This window comes from Undibacterium sp. MH2W (assembly GCF_049340215.1).
Taxonomy (GTDB): domain Bacteria; phylum Pseudomonadota; class Gammaproteobacteria; order Burkholderiales; family Burkholderiaceae_D; genus Undibacterium.
The window spans coordinates 867,040-891,153 of sequence record NZ_JBMPPA010000001.1 but is presented as its reverse complement, the minus strand read 5'-3'; the positions used below and the strand labels follow the sequence as shown (position 1 = coordinate 891,153).

22 protein-coding genes and 1 riboswitch are annotated in these 24,114 nt (G+C 49.9%); of the genes, 1 reads left to right on the top strand and 21 read right to left on the bottom strand.

The annotated features are described in order from the left end of the window. Position 1: 1 nt before the first annotated feature. The 16 genes from ACO0K2_RS03770 to ACO0K2_RS03695 all read right to left on the bottom strand — a co-directional run bounded on the left by ACO0K2_RS03770 (position 2) and on the right by ACO0K2_RS03695 (position 17,673). Positions 2-3,238, bottom strand: a complete 3,237-nt coding sequence (locus ACO0K2_RS03770) for an efflux RND transporter permease subunit (protein ID WP_423015855.1) — start codon at positions 3,236-3,238, stop codon at positions 2-4. Positions 3,239-3,652: 414 nt separating this feature from the next. Continuing rightward, the gene (locus ACO0K2_RS03765; protein ID WP_423015853.1) at positions 3,653-4,309 is read right to left on the bottom strand and encodes an ABC transporter substrate-binding protein; all 657 of its coding nucleotides are present in this window, start codon (positions 4,307-4,309) and stop codon (positions 3,653-3,655) included. Beyond that, positions 4,306-5,226, bottom strand: coding sequence for a cobalamin-binding protein (locus ACO0K2_RS03760; protein ID WP_423015851.1), 921 nt, complete (start codon positions 5,224-5,226; stop codon positions 4,306-4,308). The genes ACO0K2_RS03765 and ACO0K2_RS03760 overlap by 4 nt, the downstream gene beginning before the upstream one ends. Then, positions 5,219-6,244: a threonine-phosphate decarboxylase CobD gene (gene cobD, locus ACO0K2_RS03755; RefSeq protein ID WP_423016169.1), complete on the bottom strand. Its 1,026-nt coding sequence runs from the start codon at positions 6,242-6,244 to the stop codon at positions 5,219-5,221. Before cobD ends, ACO0K2_RS03760 begins: the two co-directional genes overlap by 8 nt. 1 nt (position 6,245) lies before the next feature. Next, a complete protein-coding gene (gene cbiB, locus ACO0K2_RS03750; protein ID WP_423016167.1) occupies positions 6,246-7,196 on the bottom strand; it encodes an adenosylcobinamide-phosphate synthase CbiB in 951 nt (316 codons plus the stop codon). Then, positions 7,196-7,765 (bottom strand): bifunctional adenosylcobinamide kinase/adenosylcobinamide-phosphate guanylyltransferase, encoded by a 570-nt coding sequence (cobU, locus tag ACO0K2_RS03745; protein WP_423015849.1) that lies wholly within the window; start codon positions 7,763-7,765, stop codon positions 7,196-7,198. The genes cbiB and cobU overlap by 1 nt, the downstream gene beginning before the upstream one ends. Then, a complete protein-coding gene (locus ACO0K2_RS03740) occupies positions 7,762-9,066 on the bottom strand; it encodes a cobyrinate a,c-diamide synthase (RefSeq protein WP_423016165.1) in 1,305 nt (434 codons plus the stop codon). The genes cobU and ACO0K2_RS03740 overlap by 4 nt, the downstream gene beginning before the upstream one ends. A 20-nt stretch (positions 9,067-9,086) precedes the next feature. After that, positions 9,087-9,746, bottom strand: a complete 660-nt coding sequence (cobO, locus tag ACO0K2_RS03735) for a cob(I)yrinic acid a,c-diamide adenosyltransferase (protein WP_423015847.1) — start codon at positions 9,744-9,746, stop codon at positions 9,087-9,089. A 92-nt stretch (positions 9,747-9,838) separates the two neighbouring features. Beyond that, positions 9,839-10,600, bottom strand: coding sequence for an ABC transporter ATP-binding protein (locus ACO0K2_RS03730; RefSeq protein WP_423015845.1), 762 nt, complete (start codon positions 10,598-10,600; stop codon positions 9,839-9,841). After that, the gene (locus ACO0K2_RS03725) at positions 10,600-11,652 is read right to left on the bottom strand and encodes a FecCD family ABC transporter permease (protein ID WP_423015843.1); all 1,053 of its coding nucleotides are present in this window, start codon (positions 11,650-11,652) and stop codon (positions 10,600-10,602) included. The genes ACO0K2_RS03730 and ACO0K2_RS03725 overlap by 1 nt, the downstream gene beginning before the upstream one ends. A 267-nt stretch (positions 11,653-11,919) precedes the next feature. Next, the gene (locus tag ACO0K2_RS03720; RefSeq protein WP_423015841.1) at positions 11,920-13,782 is read right to left on the bottom strand and encodes a TonB-dependent receptor domain-containing protein; all 1,863 of its coding nucleotides are present in this window, start codon (positions 13,780-13,782) and stop codon (positions 11,920-11,922) included. A gap of 145 nt (positions 13,783-13,927) precedes the next feature. Next, positions 13,928-14,203, bottom strand: a riboswitch (cobalamin riboswitch). A 155-nt stretch (positions 14,204-14,358) separates the two neighbouring features. Beyond that, complete coding sequence (locus ACO0K2_RS03715) at positions 14,359-14,712, bottom strand: PilZ domain-containing protein (protein ID WP_423015839.1); 354 nt, start codon at positions 14,710-14,712, stop codon at positions 14,359-14,361. A gap of 162 nt (positions 14,713-14,874) precedes the next feature. Then, positions 14,875-15,408 carry a histidine phosphatase family protein gene (locus ACO0K2_RS03710; RefSeq protein WP_423015837.1) on the bottom strand — a complete coding sequence of 178 codons (534 nt, stop codon included), beginning with the start codon at positions 15,406-15,408 and terminating at the stop codon, positions 14,875-14,877. A gap of 14 nt (positions 15,409-15,422) precedes the next feature. Next, complete coding sequence (locus ACO0K2_RS03705) at positions 15,423-16,217, bottom strand: adenosylcobinamide-GDP ribazoletransferase (RefSeq protein WP_423015835.1); 795 nt, start codon at positions 16,215-16,217, stop codon at positions 15,423-15,425. Between the two features lie 9 nt (positions 16,218-16,226). After that, positions 16,227-17,258, bottom strand: a complete 1,032-nt coding sequence (gene cobT / locus ACO0K2_RS03700; RefSeq protein ID WP_423015833.1) for a nicotinate-nucleotide--dimethylbenzimidazole phosphoribosyltransferase — start codon at positions 17,256-17,258, stop codon at positions 16,227-16,229. Between the two features lie 16 nt (positions 17,259-17,274). Beyond that, positions 17,275-17,673, bottom strand: coding sequence for a diacylglycerol kinase (locus ACO0K2_RS03695; RefSeq protein WP_423015831.1), 399 nt, complete (start codon positions 17,671-17,673; stop codon positions 17,275-17,277). Between the two features lie 459 nt (positions 17,674-18,132). Between ACO0K2_RS03695 and ACO0K2_RS03690 the strand changes: the two genes are divergently transcribed. Further along, the gene (locus ACO0K2_RS03690; protein WP_423015829.1) at positions 18,133-18,909 is read left to right on the top strand and encodes an IclR family transcriptional regulator; all 777 of its coding nucleotides are present in this window, start codon (positions 18,133-18,135) and stop codon (positions 18,907-18,909) included. Positions 18,910-19,019: 110 nt separating this feature from the next. Here the strand turns inward: ACO0K2_RS03690 and lepB are convergent, their stop codons facing one another. The 5 genes from lepB to ACO0K2_RS03665 all read right to left on the bottom strand — a co-directional run bounded on the left by lepB (position 19,020) and on the right by ACO0K2_RS03665 (position 24,074). Beyond that, the gene (lepB, locus tag ACO0K2_RS03685) at positions 19,020-19,700 is read right to left on the bottom strand and encodes a signal peptidase I (protein ID WP_423015827.1); all 681 of its coding nucleotides are present in this window, start codon (positions 19,698-19,700) and stop codon (positions 19,020-19,022) included. Positions 19,701-19,873: 173 nt separating this feature from the next. Beyond that, positions 19,874-20,887, bottom strand: coding sequence for a type I glyceraldehyde-3-phosphate dehydrogenase (gene gap / locus ACO0K2_RS03680; RefSeq protein WP_212674224.1), 1,014 nt, complete (start codon positions 20,885-20,887; stop codon positions 19,874-19,876). Positions 20,888-21,033: 146 nt separating this feature from the next. Beyond that, positions 21,034-21,621: a GNAT family N-acetyltransferase gene (locus ACO0K2_RS03675; protein ID WP_423015825.1), complete on the bottom strand. Its 588-nt coding sequence runs from the start codon at positions 21,619-21,621 to the stop codon at positions 21,034-21,036. 14 nt (positions 21,622-21,635) lie between these two features. After that, entirely contained in the window at positions 21,636-23,672 is a 2,037-nt protein-coding gene (tkt, locus tag ACO0K2_RS03670) for a transketolase (RefSeq protein ID WP_423016163.1), read from the bottom strand. A 237-nt stretch (positions 23,673-23,909) separates the two neighbouring features. Then, positions 23,910-24,074: a hypothetical protein gene (locus ACO0K2_RS03665; RefSeq protein ID WP_423015823.1), complete on the bottom strand. Its 165-nt coding sequence runs from the start codon at positions 24,072-24,074 to the stop codon at positions 23,910-23,912. Between the last annotated feature and the right edge of the window lie 40 nt (positions 24,075-24,114).

Below are 24,114 nucleotides of genomic sequence, written 5' to 3'. Positions count from 1 at the left end.
GTTAAGACTTCCCCTCTTCTGCAACTGGTGAGCTGGCATCTGCAGCATGATTCGCTTGCCCGACGCGCCGATGATTTTTTTCTTGACGATGATTCAGATAACGATGGATTCCGGCAAACACGATCGGAACAAAAAATAACGTGGATACGGTCGCAAATAGCAAACCACCAATCACGGCTCTCCCTAATGGCGCATTTTGTTCAGCACCTTCGCCAAAACCAATCGCCATCGGAATCATGCCGATAATCATCGCTAACGCGGTCATCAATACCGGACGAATCCTTGTCGCTCCCGCTTCCAATGCTGCGGACAATGGCGGCAATCCATCATTGAGACACTGACGCGCAAATGACACCATGAGAATACTGTTAGCAGTAGCAACACCCATCGTCATAATGGCACCCGTCAGGGCAGGAACGCTCAACGTTGTACCGGTGAGGAAGAGCATCCATACGATCCCAGCTAATGCGGCAGGCAGCGCGGTAATGATGATGAATGGATCGACCCACGACTGGAAGTTCACCACTATGAGCAGATAAACCAATACGATCGCCATCGCCAGACCAACACCGAGACCGACAAAAGAAGACTTCATCGTTTCGACTTGCCCCCGTATCGTAATCGTTGCACCCCGTGGTAACTCGCCGCGTAATTGATTCACTAGCTTTTCAGTTTCACCAGCCACACCTGCCAAATCACGTCCCTCTACACTGACGTACAAATCTATGACCGGTTTAATGTTGTAATGTGAAACAACGGCGTATTGCTCTGCAGGCTTCACCTCCACCAAATTACTCAACATTTGCGTAGGAACGCTGTTATCTGATGACGAAGAAGCATTGCCCGCCTTGACAGGTGTCCGCAATAAGGTGTCGAGGTCGCTAATTTGGTATTGCGGAGTCTGCACCGCAATGTTATAGACCACGCCATTGGCCGGATTGAGCCAAAATGCCGGTGCGGTTTGAAAACTACCTGACAGGGATACGAGAAGATTCTGCGCCACATCGACAGGATTTAATCCGAGTTGTTTGATCTGACTACGATCCATGTTCAACTCCAGGGTTGGCAAATTGTTTTTCTGATGAATGTGCACATCCACCGCCCCTGGTACCGCTTTGACTTGCTTCATCAACTTACTTGCGAGTTGATAATTGGTATGCAGATCAGGGCCTGCAATTTGAATATCCAGTGCTGCTGGCAAACCAAAATTGAGAATCTGCGTCACGATATCCGCAGGCTGAAAGAAAAACTCCACACCCGGAAAACGCTTTGGTAATTCACGCCGTAACTGTTCAACATAGACTGCAGTGGGATGATGATCTTCCGATAAAGACATGAGAATTTCCGCATCCGATGCACCAATGGTGCCTGCATTGCTATACGAGAGATTGATACCACTGTACGGCAATCCAATATTGTCGAGCACTGTATCCAGTTCTTTTGCTGGAATCATCGTGCGAATAAATTTTTCGACCTCATCGGCTGTTCTTGCTGTTTCTTCTAAACGTGTCCCGATGGGGGCACGCATATGCAGTCGAATCTGTCCGGAATCAACACTCGGAAAAAAATCGCGCCCCAAGGTAAAGACGAGCCCGCAAGACAACACACAAAACGCAAGGAATGCACCGCCGAACGCCTTACGATGCGTCAGTAAGGTCGATAAGATAATGATGTAGCCACCACGAAACTTTTCAAACCCCGCGTCGAACCGGCGATACACGCGCTGCAATAAGCTCGGCTTCGCATGTGGATCGGTATGGGCGTGATCCATCATCAACATAACCATGGTTGGCACCAAGGTACGCGACAATACATACGAAGCTAACATAGCAAAGACAACGGCTTCGGCGAGTGGCACAAACAAGAACTTCGCGACACCGGCCAAGAAAAACATCGGTACAAACACAATACAGATACAGAGCGTTGATACCAATGCAGGAATCGCAATTTCTCCCGCACCATCAAGAATCGCTTTATGAAGATCGACACCTTGATGCAAATGACGTTCAATATTCTCAATCGTCACTGTCGCGTCATCAACAAGAATACCCACCGCTAAGGCTAAACCGCCGAGCGTCATAATGTTGATCGTTTCCCCCAACGCGTACAGCGCGAGGATGGAAGAGAGAATAGATAACGGAATAGAAACGGCAATAATGAGCGTACTACGCCAGTTACCGAGGAACAGCAAAATCATCGCGGCAGTGAGGCACGCAGCAATCAACGCCTCGTGAATCACGCCACTAATCGCCGCTTTAACAAACACTGACTGATCGAACAAGGTTGATATTTTTAAGTCTTTTGGCAAGCCTTGTGCTACCGCAGGTAACATGCCTTTGAGCGTGTTGACGATATCCAGCGTTGATGATCCTCCGTTTTTTAAGACAGAGAGCAATGCGCCGCGTTGTCCATCCTGACGGACGATGTTGGTCTGTGGTGAGAAACCATCACGGACTCGGGCCACTTCAGATAAATACGTAGTACTACCGTTCTTTGCGACGACAGGGATGTTGTTCAAACCAGCAATCGTATCGGGCGAACCGTTCATCGCCACGTTAAACTCCGTCGCACCGAGTTTTGCTGTTCCAGAGGGCAAGGCTAAGTTTTGTGCGTTAACGGCATTGACGATATCAGTGGGGGTCAGGCCTTTTGCGAGTAAGGCTTTATTATCCAAATCTACTGACACCACACGCATTTTACCGCCGTATGGATACGGAATCGCCGCACCCGGTACAGTGATTAACTGCGGGCGCAAAAAGTTGATCGCTGTATCCCCCAGCGCCTGCTCTGTCATCGTGGGACTCGACAAGCCCAGCTGAATGACAGGAATACTGGATGCCGAATATTTAATGATTAACGGTGGTGTAATACCGGTTGGCAATTGACGCAGCTGCGCCTGCTCGATGGCGACAACTTGCGCAATCGCCATCTGGATATTAACGTTCGGTTGAAAGAAAATTTTGATAATAGAAATCCCAGCCAGAGACTGAGATTCGACGTGCTCAATGTCGTTAACGGTAGTGGTAAGGCTGCGCTCATTGGTGGCGGTAATCCGTTGGCCCATTTCTTGGGCAGACAGTCCACCGTAGTTCCAGATGATACTGACGACCGGAATGTTGATGTCCGGCAAAATATCGGTTGCCATTTTGGTGAGCACCAAAGGCGTAGACAACAAAATAAGCAGCGCCATCACGATAAACGTGTAAGGACGCCGGAGCGCAATCTGAACAATCCACATGTTTTAATAACCTGGAAACGGAAATTGGACAGCGCCATACATCCGTGGTTACTCATTTCATCAGCGGCAATAGTCACCCAGACCGATAGCTTAGTGATGAATTACTAACAAAAGACGCATGACAACTGCAAGGTCGATCAGTCTCAACGTGCAAGCAAGGTGTTGCTCCTGTGCTCGTCGCTTTTACTAATGCATCCGGATTGTAGCGGAAAATAAGAAATTGAATTGTATCGCTATTGTTAAACAAACATATCGAGACCGCGTTCAGCGAACCTAGCCATGGACACGCTGCCAGTCAGCAATCACTGTCCGCAACTGTCGCAATCCGTGCTCAATCGCCGCAGGTCCGGGCGATAAGATATCGGGCGATTTGATCTCAACCAGCCAGCCATCTCTCACAGCAGGAATACTCGACTATTGGTCACGTGCGGTCACACTTTCAGGACGAAACTTCTTTCCGCACCAGGAGCCAATCATAATATCTGGGGCTCTGGCAATCACCTCTGTCGGGTCGGCAATAATGCGGTCCTTTGCACTAAAGTGAACCGCGAGATCAGCGAAGATATCATCACCGCCCGCGATTGTAATCAACTCCGAGACCCAGCCAATGCCAGACATGAGCGGATCATTCCACTCTTCAAAATAGACCCGAGGTCGCCGCTTTTCAGGAGCAATATCCGTTTTTACGGCGTCGATCTGTTGCTGCAATTGACAAATGAGTGACTCTGCCTGCGCCTGTTTGTCGATGAGTACCCCGACAGTGTTGATCATACGAAAAATGCCCGCAATTGACCTTTGGTTAAACGCATGTACTTCCACGCCGGCACTAATGAGCTCTCGGCACAGTTCTGCCTGCATATTGGAATACGCTAGGACGAGGTCCGGCTTGACGGCCAAAACACGGTCCGCTTTACCGGAAGAAAAAGCACTGATTTTCGGCTTCTCCTCACGCGCACGGGCCGGACGCACCGTGTAACCAGAAATACCAACGACCAGATCTTCTGCGCCAAGCGCATACATCACTTCGACTGCTTCGGTCGATAAACATGCTACACGTTGATACAAATTCATTTCTGCGCCTTCAAATTCGTCTGGGTGCGGTGTTGGCGCGCCTCATCCAACACAGCACAAATTGCCTTCGCGCCCTCGATGGCACGAGGACCGGGTCGGTTGATTAAATCGCCATCTATCGCTAACAAATTATGATTTTTATTTGCCAGTAAGGTCGAAAAATTTTTCCATTGATCAATATCGTTCTTACCGTCACCCATCGAGGTGGTGCCAATGATCAATTCTGGATTTTCATGCAATACGGCTTCTGTCGTGACAACGGGTGCTGGCGTGCTTAAGGCACCAAAGATATTTTCACCACCGCAAAGACGTATCGCATCGCTCACGATATGCTTATCGTTTAGGGTGTACAAGGGTCGCCCCCACACTTGATAAAAGCTACGCACCTTGGGCTTGTATTGGTTTTGTGCAGTCAATTGCTGTAACTGCTGTTGGAATCCCGCCGCGGCGGGTTGTGCCACCGTTTCGGTCCCCATGAGTTGACCGAGTTTCAATAGCGTCTCAGGGACCTGCGATAGTTTTTGCGGTTCACTAAAGAAAAAGGGGATACCCGCCTTCTTTAACGTATCAAGTTGCTGATTGAACGCACCATGCGTCCAAACAACCAACAGATCAGGTTTTAAAGCAATCATGCGTTCTACGTCAATTTGACGAAGGTCGCCAATGCGGGGGATCGCTTTGGCTGCTTCAGGGTAATCGCTGTACTTCACGGTACCAACAATTTTGCTCCCACCACCAGCGGCAAACAGGAGTTCCGTCACATGTGGCGACAAGCTAATGACGCGCTGTGCAGGATGCTCCATCGTGACCTTATTACCCGCGTCGTCTGTGACTGTCACTGCTGCAGAGGCAGGAGCCGACCAGGCAACCGCTGCTAATAGCGCGCTCACGACCAACCAATTCCGACATTTATACATATTGTTGAGTCCATTCCATTAACGCATGACTTAACCTTTGCCACCCAATCTCATCCCCAGGCAACCCAAACCGTACACCGTGCGGTCGAAACGGTGCTTGCGCAAACCACCTCAACCAGATACCTCGCTCTGCCATAAAATGCCACAGTAACTCAGTGCGTCCAGATAAGTCGCGATGGCTCGCCCACTGAAATAAATCCGTCCCAGACGAACTCATACCAGCATCAATGAGCAAACCACGTAATCGCTGCCCTTGCAATTCCAAGTAATGGCGCGTATCGGTTTGCCAAGCATGGTCACGCAAGGCAGCGATAGCTACCTGCTGCGCTGGTCCGCTGATGGCCCAGGGGCCGAGGTGGGCTGCTAATCGCTGTAAGAGCGTCGGATGAGCAGCAACAAAACCTAAACGTATCCCCGCCAAGCCAAAAAATTTCCCCACCGACCGCAATACAATCAGACCAGATTGGTGGGTGTGAGCAGCAACACTTAAATTCGGATTCGTATCACCAAATGCCTCATCAACGATTAACCATCCACCACGCGCCTCAAGACGGTTAGCCCATCTCAACAGCGTTTCTGGCGCGATCACTTCTCCGGTCGGATTATTAGGATTGCACAACACCACAACATCCGCTTCATCAATCGCAGCGTCCAACCCAGAATAAAGACACTCCGTTACTTGATGTTCCCAACGACGCCACTGATGCGCATGCTCGGCATAGGAAGGCGCAGACACAACGACCCGAGATTGACCTGCAGCCGTCAAGCGCAACAGCGGTAGCGATTGAATAGCGGCTTGAGTACCTGCAACAGCCAACATCTCGGGCGCACCATAGAACGACTTTGCCGCGGCGAGTAAATCATCAGAGTGCTCTGGCAAACGGTGCCATGCGTGATCGGCCACGATAGGCGCAGGATAAAAGCGAGGATTGATCCCTGTCGACAAATCTAACCACTCTGAAAGCGGTCGTTTAAAACTATGTACTGCATCGCGTAAATTGCCGCCATGCTCCAGCAAATTATGTTGCATACCCATTCCACTTCATTAACATCGCAACCAATACGATCACCCCAGTCCACATCACACTGACATGCAATACCAATTGCCAAGCAAGTCCGATATCCTGTGCGGTTGGAGCGCGTCCTTCTCCTAAAGGCGGACGCATCTCATCAACACCGTCGTAGCGTGCGCTCCCGCCCAACGCCAGACCGAGTGCGCCAGCGCCTGCTGCCATCACAGGTCCTGCATTGGGACTTGGCCATGAAGGCGCTTGTTTGTGCCAGCATCGTAGTGAACGACGTGTCTCGCCCAGAGCGGCATAACTGCATGCGGTTAGCCGGGCTGGAATCCAGTTCAACACATCGTCTATCCGTGCAGCGACACAGCCAAAGCGAAGAAAGCGCGGATTCTTATATCCCCACATCGCGTCTAGCGTATTCGATGCCCGATACAAGACAGCACCAGCACCACCTAAAATGACAAACCAGAACAAGGTTCCAAAGACGGCATCACAGCCATTTTCCAACACTGATTCCACACTGGCTTTGGCGAGATATCCCTCATCCGCTTCTGCAGTATCACGACTAACAATGTACGAAGTAAGGCGACGAGCGGTAGTAAGATCCCCCTGCTCTAACGCTGATTCAATCGGTCTATTGTGATCACGCAAGCTACGCAGCCCAACACAAAAATACAGTAAGACGACGTGCAACAAAGGCGCAATCCAAAGGCTGGTGCGCGCAGCAATAAGCAAGATCATCTGCGTCAGCGCCACAAGGGGCAACACTGTCACGCACCAAGCGATCGCCCCGCTCCAGCGGCTGGCTTCTGGATGATTGAGCCTCTGCTCGATGCGATTCGCCCAATGTCCAAACCCGACCAAGGGATGCCAACGACGTACTTCGCCAATCAAAAGATCAACAATGAGTCCCAACACGACGCAACATGCGAGACCCATGGCGGATAACATCAACATGTCTGGCCTTTCAGATACAACGGCAGCCCAGCAGCAACCCAGACAACCTGCTCGCATAGGGCAGCCACGGACTGATTTAATCGTCCAGCCTCATCGACAAACCACCGCGATACGGCACCCATCGGAACAATACCCATGCCCACTTCGTTAGACACAAGAACGATATCCCCCACTGCGTTTTCAAGTGCAGAAAGTAGTGCCCGTCGCTCTTCAATAAAAATGGCTGGTGGTTCAATCGTTCCAATTTCCGGAAAATCTGTCGCGCCAGCAAATAAGCAATTAGAAAGCCAAACAGTCAGACAATCGATCATTACGACCGTATCTGCCTTACTATACTTTGCCAACGCGGCACCAAGATGCAGTGGTGCTTCGACGGTAATCCAATGTGCGGGGCGCTGTTGTTGATGGTGAGTGATTCTTGCCTGCATCTCGGGATCGGATGCAGGCTGCGCGGTCGCGATGTAGATCACTTGTTTTCCATCACGACTCGCTGCCGTCGATAAGCCCTCTGCAAAACGACTTTTCCCTGAGCGTGCACCGCCGAAGACCAATGTGCGCCTCATCGTGCCTCCGTTAAAAACAGCGATGCCGTCATCGCTGGGTCCGATGGAAAATATGCATGAAAATAACTCGCCTTGAGATTGCCATGTTGATACACAGCTTCACCTTGGGCACCATCCCGTTGCTTGTGGGTATGTGCAATCGGTATCAATGTCGTTTCAAATCGAGAGTAGTGAAAGGTATGCCCACGCAAAGAAAAGGCATGATCAGTTGCATGCTCGGTGCTGGACCACGCCTGACCACCCAGCGCCGCCAGGCGTTGTTGCATCACCACTTGGCCTCGTAATAATCCTGCCATTGGCCAGTGGCGCCCGGACTGATCAGTGAGCCCCTCTGTCAGTGCCATCATGCCGCCGCACTCCGCCCACATGGGCATTCCCGCAGCGTGTGCATCACGTACGGCAGCCAACCATTGATCTGCCTGAGTCAACGCTTCAGCATGAAGCTCTGGATAACCTCCTGGTAGATACAAGGCATCCGCCTGGGGTGGGATTGTTTCATTTGCCAGCGGCGAAAAGAAAACAAGCGCAGCGCCTAACTCGGCTAAAACCTGTAAATTGGCAGGATAAAGAAACGCGAACGCCGCATCGCGGGCTATAGCAATCGTTTTGCCCTGCAACGGTGTACCCACTGCTTTTCGATTTACACTGGACTCTACCGGAGTTGAAAAGGTCGTTAAAGGCAATGCATTCCACGCCTCGATGTCCAATGATAACTGGTCTGCCATCCGGTCAAGAAGTGCATCAATGTGGCTGACTTCATCGGGTAACACGAGTCCTAAATGACGCTCTGGCAGCACCTGCTCTTGCCGCATCAGACTACCAAGTAAGGGGATATCACGCATGGCTTCGGCGACCATGTGCGCATGTCCCTCCGATGCCACGCGATTAGCGATAACGCCGACCAGATTCACAGGGCCAAAATCGCGCAACCCCAATGCGATGGCACCCACTGTTTGCGCCATCGCTGAGGCATCGAGTACTGCGACCACAGAAACGCCAAAAGTACGTGCCAAGTCAGCAGAAGAAGGATTGCCATCATACAGCCCCATCACTCCTTCAATCAGAATGACGTCTGCAGAAAGTGCTGCATCGGCTAACATCGCTTGAGAGTCTGCCTGACCGACCATCCAAAGATCCAATGAGTACACCGGAAATCCACATGCCCGCTCAAGGATCATAGGGTCAATAAAATCTGGCCCCGTCTTAAAGATGCGTACTGTCTTTCCAAGCCTGACAAGTTTTCGTGCCAAAGCGGCAGTCGTTGTCGTCTTGCCTTGACCGGAGGCAATGGCCGAGACCATGACCACTTGCGCAGAAGCACTCACCACTCCACTCCTGCCTGTGCGACGATACCATCCTTGAAAGCATGTTTCACCACTTGCATTTCGGTCACGGTATCAGCGATCGCAATTAGCTCTGGCAAGGCGCCACGCCCTGTGACAACCACGTGTTGCATCTCTGGACGAGCATCAATATCAGCGATGACAGTCTCGATATCAAGGTAGTGGTATTTCAGCGCGATATTGAGCTCATCAAAAACGACCAAACCGATAGTTGGATCACTGAGAAACTTTTTACCTTGTTCCCACGCGATCGTTGCTTTTTCGATGTCACGTTCGCGATTCTGAGTCTCCCAGGTATATCCCTCACCCATCGCATAAAATTGCACCTCTTCGGGGAAACGGCGCAAAAAGATTTCTTCGCCCGTTGACATCGCCCCTTTAATAAACTGTACAACACCGACTTTCATTCCGTGGCCTAATGCCCGCATTACCATACCAAAGGCACTCGAACTTTTACCTTTGCCGTTGCCCGTATGCACGAGCAATACACCGGTTTCTCGTTGAGCTTGTTCAATTTTTTCATCCATCAAGGCTTTTTTGCGTTGCATCCGTCTCTGGTGACGGGCGTTGAGTTGATCTTCGCCGTCTGGTGCCTGATCTGCGGAGTGGGCTTGGTTCGAGGGTTGCGTATTGCTCATAATCATCCTGATGAATAGATACTGTGTTACGGGGCGATGGATTCTTCGTCATGTGATGTTTGAAGCCATCTCATCAACACCACGATATCGGTCTAATCGCGGGGTAAAAAAAGCGTTTGGCCATGATGCGTAAAACGTTCGATGGGATGTCCAAGACAATGACTCAATGACTCTGCATTAAAAATATCCTCAATGGGACCCGCCATCCATTGACCGTCTCCCATCATCAACAACGCATGGGTCGCAATCCGATAGGCCAGATTGAGATCATGACTGACCATGACCACTGTTTTTTTCTGCTCACGACATAATCTGGAAAATAGTTGCATGACACTCACCTGATGTGCGAGGTCAAGTGCATTGGCAGGTTCGTCCAGTAACATGCACTGCGCATCCTGCGCCAACAATGCAGCAATCGCCACACGCTGGCGTTCGCCCCCAGACAAACTGCGCACATCCCGCTCAGCCAGATCTGCAACATCCAATTCCTGCAACGATTGCATGGCGATATGTAAGTCTGAAGCCGACTCCCAATATTGCGTCCCTTGGTAAGGGTGGCGTGCACTAATCACTGTATCGATCGCGCGGTATGCAAATGCATCGGTTCTGTGTTGCGGTAAAAATGCACGTTCGCGTGCCAAGGCTAATAGCGGCCAATCCGATAGCGGTTTGTCTTTTAAAAAAATTTGCCCCAAGTCCGGCGCGCGCAAACCCGCTAACGTTTTGAGTAAAGTGCTTTTACCAGCACCATTACGACCAATAATGCACCAGCACTCGCCTGCACTCATCGTCAGATTGAGCTGCTGGATTAGATGTCGCTGACCGACCTGCAGATAAAGATCGCGAATATCCATCAGCGTCTCCGCAATTGATGCAACTGAAACAAAAACATGGGCACACCAATGATCGCTGTGATGACGCCAACGGGTAACTGCTGTGGCGCAACGACGGTACGAGCGATGGTATCAGCGAAAACCAAAAATCCACCACCCGCCAAAGTCGCGGCTGGAATGAGTAACCGATGATCGGGCCCCAAGGCAAAGCGACAGGCATGCGGCATGATGAGGCCAACAAACCCAATACTTCCTGCGGTACTGACTGCACTGGCAGTCAAGAGCGCAGAGCAAAAAAATAAGCTCTGGCGTAAGCGTCCAATGTTCACCCCCAGTGTAGTGGCATTGTCTGCATGCATGGCGGCGATGTTCATGCCGCGTGCATGACGCATTGCAAACAAAAAGACAGCAACACCGATGATCCATGGCATATAACGACTCTGGGTGTTAGATAAATCACCAATCATCCAAAACACCATACTGCGTAGGCGGCTATCAGGTGCCACGGATAACATCAATGTGACTAAAGCACCGCAACCAGAGGCGACGATCACCCCTGTGAGTAATAAAATTGGCGCACTACCATCACTACTCCCGCTGCCCCGTAAATCGCGGTAAGCCAGCGCGAATAGCAACAGGGCGACGAGAATGGCACCCGCAAAGGCAGCCATATCAACCATCCAAAAAGCGCCGTAAAATAAAATCATCACCAATGCGCCCACAGAGGCGCCACCGGAAATGCCAAGCACATACGGATCAGCAAGAGGATTACGTAACAAGGCCTGCATCATCACACCAGACAATGCCAATGTGGCACCGGTAATAAATCCAGTGAAAGCACGGCCGAGACGGAGTTCCAATAAACTCGCCGCCAACGATGACGGTTCGCCATGCACTAATTCAAATACTGCATGCCACAGTTCACTAAGCGTCAGGCTGACAGAGCCACACAGACAAGCCGTGATCAAGCTCGCGAGCGCAAACAGTCCTAACGCAGGCAAAATAACGGCAGCACTTTGTAGTACCGGTATCGCTCGGCGATCGGGGTGCTGACGATGAGAAAAAAAAGACATTGGTGTTATGCCCAAACCCAAAAAAAGGGAGAACGCGCATGAACGCCTGCGACAGTTCTTACCCATTACTTCAACCACACATCGATTGATAACAATAGCGCTTTCACATAACCAAACATGCGTTATCTGTCATCCATCGCCACAACGACTGCGCCACATCGACACTAGATCTTATTGAAGAATCTACGCCGCTTCGCTTTTCTTCTTAAACCTGTTAGGGCTTACCGACTAAAGCGTGTCACGACGCAGATTCCAATAACAACTGACTTATTTAAAACCGTAGTTCAAACCAACATACACATTAGAACGCGGTGTGTTGTAACCGTAGGCAAAGGCATACTCTTTATTGAATACGTTATTCCAACGCGCCAATAACGACAGGTCTTTTGTGAGCGCGTAAGTGCCATACAAATTCATCAGACCATAACCGCCCAAGGATTTCTTGTTGGCGATATCATCAAAGCGGTCACCAGAAAACAAGGTTTCAACACCCAACTTGGCTTGTGCGATGCTGTATTCTGCGCCAAAACTAGCATGACGTTTTGCGCGGCGCGCCAGACGTTTACCGGTGGTATCGTCCTCAGGATTTTGGAAATCAATCGAACCACGTAATACGAGGTCATTCAATCGCGTATTGCCACCCAAGGTAATCCCAGACATCGTTGCGCGATCAACATTGTAAGCACATCCGTATGGATGCGTTGACTGCAGTACTGGGCATGTTGACTCATAGACCAATAAATTCGTCGCTTTGTTGTGATACACAACCGCGCTGAACTGGGTCGTATCGTGTTCATAGTACACACCCGCCTCAGCATTTTTCGCTTTTTCTGGCTGGTTGGTTGCGATGCCATATCCTGGGTAATACAGATCATTAAATGTCGGCGCACGGAAGCTTGTACCAAAACTCGCGTTCACACGCCAATCTGGTGTCAGACGATAACCATAGGCAACGCTGCCGGTGGTGTTCGAACCATACACCGAGCTGTCATCGTTGCGGATACTGAGGCTCACCAAATGGACATCTTCCTTCCATACATACGAGGCAGCGAGCGAATTTGTTCGTCTTTTTTTGTTGATATCGGCATTGGAACCAGTCACTTTTTCTTGACGGTTTTCGGCAATCAATTGCAAAACGTCTTTACCGAAGCGAATATCGTTTTGAAGACTAATCAGATTTTGGTGGGTATCGATCTGACTCTGTCCATAGGCACTGTCAGAAAAACCGAGGTCGCCAGATTGAGCGACCTGTAACTTCGCCGTCCAGATGTCATTGACTTGGGCTTTGGCGTAGACCGCGATTGTTTGTAACTCTTCGACACTATGGTCATCATACGAAGGACCTGAATCATACTGAGCGTTCAAGCGGCTTTGAGTGAATGTCGCACCCGCTTCGTAGCCCGGCGCAAATTGCCAGTTAAAACGGCCACTCGCGCTATCAAGCTTATAACCGTCTTTGTCTGCGTTATAGGTGTAAGGACCCGCATTCGGGTTCGTCGCAGAAAAACCGCTGTTATTTTCATGTCCTACATTGAGTGCATAACTGAAATCATTGCCTGACACCCCCGAAGAGCCAGAGACACCCGCTTGCATTTTGCGCAATCCATAGCTACCCGCACCGACAGATGCCGTCAGTGCTGCTGGGCCATTACCTTTTTTGGTAAAGATCTGAATGACACCGCCAACAGCATCGGCACCATACAAACTCGACAATGGGCCATATACGATTTCAATATGATCAATTTGTGACAGTGGGATTGTTTCCCAGCTCGCACCGCCGAGCGTTGACGAACCGAAACGGACGCCATCAATCAGAACAACGTTTTGTGCATTGCTACCGCCACGCATAAAAACGGAAGCAGTCGCGCCAGCACCGCCATTTGTGGAAATCTCAATACCACGTTGCTGCTGTAAGAGGTCTACTAAGGATTCGGAACCTGCTTGCGCAATTTGTTCCGAAGTAATCACGACGTTGTCCGCCAGAACATCTTTTGCGGCCTGAACCTGACGTCCAGCCGTCACGATGACGTTTTGCGTAGCACTGTCGGACTTAGATTGTGCTGAAGAAATTGCTGGGAAAGCGGCGGCCACGGCCAATGCCATAGCGATAGGTTTTAAAACAAGATTCATGCTAATGAGAAAAAAAGGTCATGCCGCCAACGTCCCCGCAGGCAGCATCGAACAAAATAATGACGAAATGGGTGGTTGGGTTGGGTGTCGTCTCTATCACGACATCACCGACAGATGTCAGCGCTCAACGAAACGCCCCGTTCGTATTACTTCACGTATTCTGGCCGGTATCCGGGCTGACAAATATCACTATCTGACCTTCCCATGCAGACAAGCACAGTGGTATTGCAAGATAGCTGGCTCAGCGTAAAGCTGGGCGATTTGTACACCGTTGCGGGGGCAGCACATTCCTGTTATTTCCCAATAGCAATTCACAAGCTGGGGTAAACCCGCTTACGTCTTGTTACTGAAAATACATCATGTTTCCCGTTTAACCGCAAACATGAACATGTTTGCGAGCACCAAAACCCCTTCATTCTATAGATGGATGGCGCTCTGGGCAAGCCAAGTCTCTGCGACGAATGCCTCAGATACCTGTGAGGAACCCTATACGCCCATCATTCCATGGCACGTTGTGAGGCGGAATTGAGCGAAAAAGACGAAATACGGGCAAGGGACACACCCAATGCAAGCTTCTTATGCATGCGTCATTTGTTGACTTGTCATAGAAACCCATGCGCTGATTAATTCACCATCGCTGCTTGGAAGACCTGTTAACGCCACACCAACGCGATAAAAATCACCACTTAGCACGGCATGTTTTACTTCGCACTGACAACTCACTCTGATGAGTTCGGCACGATTGACCAGCGATGGGATCTCAATCACCAAAGGATAGGCAACGCCAGGCACCAAGGTCTGGGTACACTCGAGCAAGAGCCCTGTTTTAGAGATATTGACTGCCTTGCAGAGAAGAATACGGCCGTCTTTGAGTCGAACGCCTGCGCGCCAAGTGACGTTGATTCGGGGGGCTTTTCTTAGTTCTATCATATGCTTTAGACCATGAAGGTTCGCATTACGGTTTTTTTACGAAAAATGCCACGTCGAAAAAACACAAGCGCTCAGTGAAATCAAGCATCAGATCAACTCAATGAGATGAACCACCTCGCAATACCTGTTTTTTAAACAACGTCCCACCGAAAAATAGTAGCATCACTCGACTATCTTTGTCTCCGTGCAAGAGCCAAATTCAAACCGCTGTTCCATTTGCGCCACACGTTCTGCAAGGCTGATCAAGGTGTCGCCAGATCGCCAAGCCGACAGAATTTTGATCACGCCTGCATGACAAACAAGTATCGCCTGATCCGTCGATTGCGCCTGCAGGTCAGCAATCAATGCCATGACTCGCTCCACCATCTTGAATAACGTTTCATTTCCACCAGGAGGGTAATGCACGACATCAGCAGCCCACGCGTCAATCTGCTCGCGTGGAATCGCATCCCACGCTTGCATTTCCCAGGTACCAAAATCCAACTCAGCGAGCCGTTGATCAACAATCGGGGAAGGATGTAAATACTGCGCCAGCCCAAGACAGCGAGACAAAGGACTGGAATAGACCGGCAACAACGCAGGCAGATGTTGAAGCAAGCGTGCAGCGCATTGCTGCATGTCTTCATCGCGCGTTGGCACATCAGTCTGCCCGTAGCAAATACCAGGCGGAATCGTCGGTGCTGTGTGGCGAATCAAATAAAGATGCATTGTTAGGCGGGAGCGTGGGCGAGCAGTCCCAGATAGAAAACGACTTCGGTCAGTTGCTGAACGGCACCGAGACAATCGCCGGTATAACCACCAATGCGACGGACGAACAAACGAGCAAACCAAAACGCGGCCATTGGCATCAACACCAATGCCGGTATTAAGCGATCCATCATGATCGGATGCCACCACAGTATGCCTACCAAGGGCAACAGCACACTCAGGCAAGCAATGCCAAACTCATTGGAACTCATATGCTGCGCAAGCGGTTTTGCTTTTCCTTCGAGCTTTGCATAATCGAGTAGCCAAATCAAACTACACGATAATAAACGCGACAGTGGATGTGCAATCAACAGCGCAGGCATCACCAACACAAGCGGCAAGCTCACCAACAGCACGAACTTAAGCAGCAAAAGCAAACAGATACCGATCGTGCCATAGGCACCGATGCGAGAGTCTTTCATGATCTCGAGAACGCGTTCTGGCGTCATCCCTCCGCCGAATCCATCGCAGACATCGGCAAAACCATCTTCATGAAAAGCACCCGTAAGCCAGATACCCGCCACCATCGATAACACGACAGCCACTGCTGCCGGCCACCAATGTGAAGCGATCACATACACGCCACTGACGACGCCACCAACGACCCAACCAACCGCAGGAAAATACCGCGACGATTGCTGTAGCCATGCCACGTCAAACCCGACCCAATACGGAATCGGGATACGGGTAAAAAACTGCAATGCGATAAAAAACAAACGCAGTTGATGCAAGCAGTAGTGGCGTAAATGCAGAATCATCCGGTCAACTCACTCCGCGCTTTTTTCACTGACCTGCGCCGAGCCGAATGTCGCCATTTGATTCAAGAAGTTCACGGCTGCTTGAAGCATAGGATAGACCAGCGCCGCCCCTGTCCCTTCACCCAGGCGCAAATCGAGTTGCAACACGGGCTGAACATCCAGCGCTTTGAGCATCCGCGCGTGACCGCTTTCATCCGACTGGTGTGAGAACACACAATAGTCAAGAATCGCTGGTGCCATTCTTGCAGCAACCAACAAGGCGCTCGTGACAATAAAGCCATCGATCAGCAACACCATACGACGCTCCGCTGCCGCTAACATGGCACCAACCATCATCGCAATTTCGAAACCACCAAAACACGCCAACACGTCCATCGGCGCGTTCACTTCCGCATGCAAAGCAACGGCTGCCTCAATCACACGCTGCTTATGGAGAATACCGTCAGTTGTCAGGCCTGTTCCTGCGCCGACACAATCCGCAACCGGCACTTGGGCAAGCTTGTGCATTAATGCCGCCGCCGAAGTCGTATTCCCGATCCCCATCTCACCAAAGCCAAGCACGTTGCCTTTCAAGCTAGCAACGAGATCTCGCCCCGCCTCTAACGCCGCTTCACACTGCGCCATCGTCATCGCAGGTTCTTTGGCAAAGTTACGGGTGCCTGGGGATACCTTGCGTGAATGCAAGCCTTCGCGTTGACCAAAGTCATGATTGACACCTGCATCCACAATATGAAGTGCAATACCGTTTTGACGCGCAAAAACGTTAATCGCTGCACCACCCGCCAGGAAATTTTCAACCATTTGCCAAGTGACATCCTGCGGGTAGGCGGACACGCCCTCCGCAACGACGCCGTGATCACCCGCAAAGACGATAATGGCAGGCGCTTCCAATACAGGCGAGACGGTTTGTTGAATCAGTCCAATCTGTGCAGCTAACTGCTCTAACCGACCAAGGCTACCAAGCGGTTTTGTTTTATTGTTGATCGCTGCAGTCAATGCGTCATTGAGTTCCGCATTTGTTGTTGTCGCTATGTGGGCCATCTTCAGATTTTAGATATTAGTAATAAAAACGATTGAATAAAATAACGGACCAAGTCGCTACTGCAATAATTAATGTCAATAACACCGCGGCACTGCCGAAATCTTTGGCATTTTTTGATAGCGAATGGCGCTCCAGAGACACGCGGTCAACGACAGCCTCGATGGCTGAATTGAGCAATTCCACCACGAGGATGAGCAATAGAACGGCAATCATCATCAATTTCTCGAAGGCAGATACGGGCAATACCAATGCAGCCACAATGCCAATGACGACGAGCACCAGTTCCTGGCGGAACGCATGTTCATTCTTCCACGCAGATTTAAATCCATCGATCGAGTAAAAGAAAGCGGAAAAAATCCGTTTGAAACCACTTTTACTTTTAAATTCACTGACTGCTTGTTCTTTAGCGGGCATAGTTCATCCTTAAACATGGAGCGACGGCCACACAATCAGAACCCGGCAAACACACCGTCTCTGCTTGCGCCATCGCATTATTGCGCTCATTTTCTCTCCTGAGCATCGCGCTCTGGACAGATGTTCAGCGACCGAATGCATGTTGCCGCGGAATTTTACATGACAATACGGCTCAGCTTTCCCCTATTCTCATTGAAAATAGCTGTAGTTTGATGACATGTCGGTGCGATCACAAAAAATTAATGCGTAAATTAAAATAAAAACATGAAAACTGTCCATTTAAGGATATTGCACCGCATCGCACTCAGAAGCATCCATGTCAGATAACGTCAAATTTATTCGCAAAATTGCATCATTTCTCATGAAAGATGACGTCTTTATGACGATTTTCGATCCGAATCAATGACGGACTTTTCACATTATGGTATAAACATCGTATTGCATTGCATCACAGATCTTATGAAAATCGACGCTCCCGCTTCAGATAAAACTTCTATTCAGGTCATAGAACGCATGGTTTCTCTGCTTGATGCGCTCTCGCGCTATCAAGATCCTGTCAGCCTCAAAGAACTGGCGATTGTGACTGGCCTGCATCCATCGACTGCACACAGAATTTTGAACGATCTGGTCACCACGCGGTTTGTTGATCGCGCTGAGACAGGCTACTATCAATTAGGCATGCGCTTACTTGAGCTCGGTAATATCGTCAAAAGTCGACTGAACGTCCGTGAGGCTGCGCTTGATTTTATGCGGACATTACACCGGCACACGAGCCAGACGATCAACCTGTCGGTGCGTCAGGGCGATGAGATCGTCTATATTGACCGAGCATTTTCGGAACGTTCAGGTATGCAAGTGGTGCGCGCCATTGGAGGTCGGGCTCCCTTACATCTGACTTCAACCGGAAAATTGTTTTTATCGCTTGACGAGCCGAAAGCAATCCGTGCTTACGCGACCCGTACTGGCCTTGCTGGTCACAATAAAAACTCAATTACGGATCTCGCTAAACTGGAAAAAGAACTCGCTGAGGTGCGAGCAAAAGGCTACGCGAGGGATAATGAAGAACTGGAACTTGGCGTTCGCTGTATGGCCGCCGGTATTCATGACGATAGCGGCAAAATGATTGCCGGTTTATCGATCTCGGCGCCAGCAGATCGTCTGCAAGAGGACTGGCTGAGCAACCTGACCGACACCGCTCTGCAAATCTCGATCGCCTTGGGCTACACACCACCTTAAGCGAAAGCTTGTCATCGAATCTCATCAGATCACAAGCACAAAGGCGATGGCTGAATCTGCAATCAGTCATCAGCCATCGAGCATCTGCCATCACAAAACCATCAACGACCTTAGACTTTGGATCCGAAGCGCTCCAAGCGCGGCATGTAATAGTGATCAACGTTCAAAGAAAATGCCAGACGCTTGACTTGTCCCGTGATCAGCTCGCGTTTCACGAGTCCGATATAGCGTGAGTCTTTGCTGTTATCGCGATTATCGCCAAGCATCATATATTGCCCTTCTGGAACTTTGACTGGACCAAAAGACCGCATTGCAAACCGATCTGGCATTACGATGATGTTGTGATCTAAGCTGCCGAGGCGCTCTTTATACACGCGTTGCTCTCCCGCAAATTCACGTTGTGGCGTCAAATGATCGGCACTCGCCACGGAGACAGGCTCGTAGTTTGCAGCCTCCCCGTTGATGTAGAGATGCTCGTCTCGCATCTCAACCTCATCACCAGGCAGCGCGACGAGGCGTTTTACCAAGCGAATACCATCTTCGGGTGACGTGAAGGTCACGACATCGCCTCGTTTTGGATCATCGATATGTTTGACAATCACATCAGTGAAAGGGACTTTGAGATCATAAGCAATACGATCACAAATCACACGATCACCTTCAAGGAGCGTTGGGTACATCGAGCTTGAGGGAACGGAATAGTAGTCAGCAAGCGCACTCCGCACCAACACCATGCCCACCATGAATACTAAAAAACCTCTGTTGTCTGACACTATCTTTTTAAGATTCATCGTATTTACTCCTTCTTTCCTCAGATTGTTACATCTAGACAATGTAATTCACGTAATTCACGTAATTCATGAGATTCATGTGCAGAATGACACTTTGTTATTTGATGCTGCTTTTTTTGGACAAAAAAATACCCGGAAAGTTCCGGGTATCTCGGCTTAAGAAGAGAAGGCGATTATTTTGCGCTCATCAATGCCACTGTGGTGTCCAACATGCGGTTGGAGAAGCCCCACTCATTGTCGTACCAGCTGGAAACTTTAACCAGACGACCATTCACTTTCGTCAATGTTTCGTCGTAGGTGGACGATGCAGGGTTGTGGTTGAAATCAACGGATACCAACGGCGCTTTGTTGTAATCCAAGATACCTTTCAACGCACCTTCAGATGCTTCTTTCAGTACCTTGTTGATTTCTTCTACTGTTGTGTCGCGTTTAGCGATGAACGTCAAATCAACGACAGACACGTTGATGGTTGGAACGCGCATTGCGTAGCCATCCAGCTTGCCGTTCAGCTCTGGCAATACCAGGCCTACCGCTGCTGCTGCGCCAGTTTTCGTTGGGATCATGCTCATTGTTGCAGAGCGTGCGCGACGCAGATCTTCATGCATGACGTCAGTCAGTACTTGGTCATTCGTGTAAGCATGGATCGTTGTCATCAAACCGCTTTCGATACCGATGGCATCGTTCAATGGTTTTGCCAATGGTGCCAAGCAGTTTGTTGTGCAAGAAGCGTTAGAGATCACTGTATCTGTTGCTTTCAGAACACCGTGATTGACGCCGTACACAACGGTGGCGTCCACATCTTTACCACCTGGTGCAGAGATGATGACTTTTTTAGCGCCACCAGCCAAGTGAGCAGATGCTTTTTCTTTGGTTGTGAAGAAGCCTGTGCATTCCAGAACAACGTCAACATTCAACTCACCCCAAGGAATGTTTGCTGGATTACGCTCTGCAAACACTTTGATCTTGTCGCCATTGACGATCATTGTGTCGCCTTCAACACTGACTGTGCCAGGGAACTTGCCGTGCGCTGTGTCGTAGCGTGTCAGGTGAGCATTGGATTCAGCATTGCCGAGATCATTGATAGCAACGATCTGGATTTCATTTTTGAATTTGCCACCTTCATAGTGAGCGCGAAGGATGTTGCGGCCGATACGGCCATAGCCGTTGATTGCGACGCGAATCGTCATGTTTTTATCTCCAAAGGACTTTACAACAATAAATAAACAACAAAATAACCTGTACCCACCTGCGCCAAAACGACAAACCATTGCGCCCGTGGTGTCAACCTTGTCCACAGGTGCACAGCCCTGTGGCGGTAATGCTGCGCTACAGCTTAATGCACCGCTGACGACGTCGGCATAGCATTGACCGAAGCCATGAGCACCGATAAGTCACGCCACCCGTAGCCAACTTCATTAAGGTCAATATCATCCCAGGTGAATGCTTGCTCATGGAGCAAAACACCGCCGAGATCTTCATAGAAGTTACGCGCAATCGCATTACCGGAAATCACCCAAGCCAACAAACTTTGCGCCCCTTGTGCTTGCAAGGTGCGAGCGACCTTTTGTAGCATCCGGCGGCCAATACCAGAACGTTGCCATGCGGGACGCAAATAAATCGCTGTTAATTCTGCCTGCATCCCCAATTTCTCTGCAGGCAATAACATCCCCGACGCAAAGCCAATGATATGACCTTCACTCTCAGCCACATACACACACACTCGGTCACCTGCCGACGGAAGTGCTTCTAGGATGTGCTTCCAGTGTAAAAAACTGTCTTCAATCCGCATCTCATCCAGATAGGTGTCCGGAATCATGCCACGGTAGGTAGTTTGCCAACTCTCTACCCGTACAGCCGCGATCGCTTCTGCGTCTGCTACAGTAGCACGACGCAGACTGACTTCTTTGATACTGCTCATCATTTCCGTCATCTTGCTTAAGCCAGTGTTGCTTTGACTTTGGCAACAACGTTGTCGACAGTAAATCCAAAGTACTTAAACAAGACACCTGCTGGCGCGGATTCACCGAAGGTATCAATACCAACCACCGCACCTTCTAAGCCCACATATTTGTACCAGAAGTCGGTCACACCAGCTTCAATCGCAATACGTGGCAAGCCTTTGCCTAATACTGCTGCTTTGTAAGCGACATCTTGGCGATCGAACACATCTGTCGATGGCATGGACACTACGCGTACAGCGATGCCCTGCTCAGCCAAGGCTGCAGCAGATTTCACTGCCAATTCAATTTCGGAGCCTGTTGCGATCAATACGGCTTTCGCATCAGCAGCGTCTTGCAATACATAACCACCGCGCTGGATGTCAGCGATTTGCTGTGCGCTGCGCTCTTGGTAAGGCAGATTTTGGCGCGAGAAAATCAATGTCGAAGGGCCATCGTTGCGTTTGACAGCGTGCGCCCAAGCAGCAGCGGACTCAACGGTATCGCATGGACGCCAGTTGTCGAGATTCGGAATCAAACGCATGCTGGAAATGTGCTCGACAGATTGATGTGTTGGACCATCTTCGCCCAGACCAATGGAGTCATGCGTGAAGACGAACAACGTGCGAATTTTCATCAGCGCAGCCATACGAATGGCATTGCGGCTGTAGTCGGAGAAGGTCAGGAACGTCGCGCCAAATGGAATATAACCGCCGTGCAAGGCGATACCATTCATGATCGCACTCATACCAAATTCACGAACGCCGTAGTTGATGTGGTTACCCGCTTGATTACCGCGAACAGCAACGCACTCTTTCCAGTTGGTCAGGTTAGACCCCGTCAGATCAGCAGATCCGCCCAAGAACTCTGGCAAGGAAGGTGCAAACGCTTGAATCGCGTTTTGGCTCGCTTTACGGGTTGCGATGTTTTCTTTTTTCTCGACACAAGTAGCGATTGCGTTAGCAACGACTTCATCAAAATTCGCTGGCAAATCACCTTTCATACGGCGTGTCAATTCAGCCGCTTTTTGCGGGAATTGCGCAGCGTAAGCTGCAAATTGTGTGTTCCATGCCGCTTCTGCCTCTGCGCCTGTGGCTTTTGCATCCCACGCAGCATAGACATCCGCTGGTACTTCAAACGGCGCATATTCCCAACCAATGTGTGCGCGAACTGCAGCAACTTCTTTATCGCCGAGTGCTGCACCGTGCACATTGTGCGTACCTTCCATGTTTGGCGAACCTTTACCAATCACAGTTTTGCAGCAGATCAGTGTTGGTTTTGTCGATGTCTTTGCTGCAGCAATAGCAGCGTCAACAGCAACAGGGTCATGACCGTCAACGGCACGGATCACGTTCCAGCCGTAAGCTTCAAAACGTTTTGGTGTATCGTCAGTGAACCAGCCTTCCACATGACCGTCGATGGAGATGCCATTGTCATCCCAGAACGCGATCAGTTTATTGAGTTGCAATGTACCAGCCAATGAACATGCTTCGTGAGAGATGCCTTCCATCAGGCAACCGTCACCCATGAATACATAGGTGTGGTGATCAACAACATTCAGGCCTGCTTCATTGAATTCTGCAGCCAATAATTTTTCAGCCAGCGCCATACCTACCGCATTGGTGATACCTTGACCCAATGGACCGGTTGTTGTTTCCACGCCCGGTGTGACGTGCACTTCAGGGTGACCTGCAGTTTTTGAGTGCAATTGGCGGAAATGACGGATCTCGTCCATCGACAGATCGTAGCCTGTCAGATGCAACAAAGAGTAGTGCAACATAGAGCCATGACCATTCGACAATACAAAACGATCGCGGTTAATCCATGTAGGGTTCGATGGATTGTGGCGATAGTGGCCTTTCCACAAAGCAACAGCGATATCAGCCATGCCCATTGGCGCGCCCGGATGACCGGAATTGGCTTTTTGTACCGCGTCCATCGACAAAGCGCGGATCGCATTTGCCATTTTAGAAAGAGTTGCTGGTTGTATAGTTGAAATCATGGCGGTAGAAGATAGTTTGAGAAGACTGGTCAGTAAGGCCGAAGGCAAAAAGTGTTTCAGGCCTTGCAAAGCCCAATATTTTACCAGAGCACAAGGTCACTTAATACAGATATCCCTATCCAGAATGGTGCAAAGCACGTTCAATCGGCATAAGGTACGGCAAAAAATTTCAACAAAAACAATTAAGTTAAAAAGCTAACAATACACCTTCAAGCGTTTTTTCGCAAAAAAGTGCTAAAAATCGGCAATAAAACCCGCTTTCACAGCGGATTACGTAGCGGCTTTCACATACACCCCAACACGCCTGACCATCGATGCCGTCATGACAATACCGAGAATCTGGCAACCATCAGGTAACGTTCTATCGACAACGACAACGAGGGCAGCCACCGCACCCACCATACCCACCACAACGACATTTACATCAAACATCATGGCCGAACATGACCCGACTGGTCATGTGAACGATATAATC

What these genes read in the sequence shown, in the direction of transcription:
- ACO0K2_RS03715 (WP_423015839.1), bottom strand. Translation starts at nt 14,712, where the DNA reads ATGATAGAACTAAGAAAAGCCCCCCGAATCAACGTCACTTGGCGCGCA.
- ACO0K2_RS03675 (WP_423015825.1), bottom strand. Translation starts at nt 21,621, where the DNA reads ATGATGAGCAGTATCAAAGAAGTCAGTCTGCGTCGTGCTACTGTAGCA.
- gap (WP_212674224.1), bottom strand. Translation starts at nt 20,887, where the DNA reads ATGACGATTCGCGTCGCAATCAACGGCTATGGCCGTATCGGCCGCAAC.
- cbiB (WP_423016167.1), bottom strand. Translation starts at nt 7,196, where the DNA reads ATGTTATCCGCCATGGGTCTCGCATGTTGCGTCGTGTTGGGACTCATT.
- cobU (WP_423015849.1), bottom strand. Translation starts at nt 7,765, where the DNA reads ATGAGGCGCACATTGGTCTTCGGCGGTGCACGCTCAGGGAAAAGTCGT.
- ACO0K2_RS03705 (WP_423015835.1), bottom strand. Translation starts at nt 16,217, where the DNA reads ATGATTCTGCATTTACGCCACTACTGCTTGCATCAACTGCGTTTGTTT.
- ACO0K2_RS03690 (WP_423015829.1), top strand. Translation starts at nt 18,133, where the DNA reads ATGAAAATCGACGCTCCCGCTTCAGATAAAACTTCTATTCAGGTCATA.
- ACO0K2_RS03760 (WP_423015851.1), bottom strand. Translation starts at nt 5,226, where the DNA reads ATGTATAAATGTCGGAATTGGTTGGTCGTGAGCGCGCTATTAGCAGCG.
- ACO0K2_RS03695 (WP_423015831.1), bottom strand. Translation starts at nt 17,673, where the DNA reads ATGCCCGCTAAAGAACAAGCAGTCAGTGAATTTAAAAGTAAAAGTGGT.
- ACO0K2_RS03740 (WP_423016165.1), bottom strand. Translation starts at nt 9,066, where the DNA reads ATGGTCTCGGCCATTGCCTCCGGTCAAGGCAAGACGACAACGACTGCC.
- lepB (WP_423015827.1), bottom strand. Translation starts at nt 19,700, where the DNA reads ATGAATCTTAAAAAGATAGTGTCAGACAACAGAGGTTTTTTAGTATTC.
- cobT (WP_423015833.1), bottom strand. Translation starts at nt 17,258, where the DNA reads ATGGCCCACATAGCGACAACAACAAATGCGGAACTCAATGACGCATTG.
- ACO0K2_RS03765 (WP_423015853.1), bottom strand. Translation starts at nt 4,309, where the DNA reads ATGAATTTGTATCAACGTGTAGCATGTTTATCGACCGAAGCAGTCGAA.
- cobO (WP_423015847.1), bottom strand. Translation starts at nt 9,746, where the DNA reads ATGAGCAATACGCAACCCTCGAACCAAGCCCACTCCGCAGATCAGGCA.
- ACO0K2_RS03770 (WP_423015855.1), bottom strand. Translation starts at nt 3,238, where the DNA reads ATGTGGATTGTTCAGATTGCGCTCCGGCGTCCTTACACGTTTATCGTG.
- ACO0K2_RS03725 (WP_423015843.1), bottom strand. Translation starts at nt 11,652, where the DNA reads ATGTCTTTTTTTTCTCATCGTCAGCACCCCGATCGCCGAGCGATACCG.
- ACO0K2_RS03730 (WP_423015845.1), bottom strand. Translation starts at nt 10,600, where the DNA reads ATGGATATTCGCGATCTTTATCTGCAGGTCGGTCAGCGACATCTAATC.
- ACO0K2_RS03665 (WP_423015823.1), bottom strand. Translation starts at nt 24,074, where the DNA reads ATGATGTTTGATGTAAATGTCGTTGTGGTGGGTATGGTGGGTGCGGTG.
- ACO0K2_RS03720 (WP_423015841.1), bottom strand. Translation starts at nt 13,782, where the DNA reads ATGAATCTTGTTTTAAAACCTATCGCTATGGCATTGGCCGTGGCCGCC.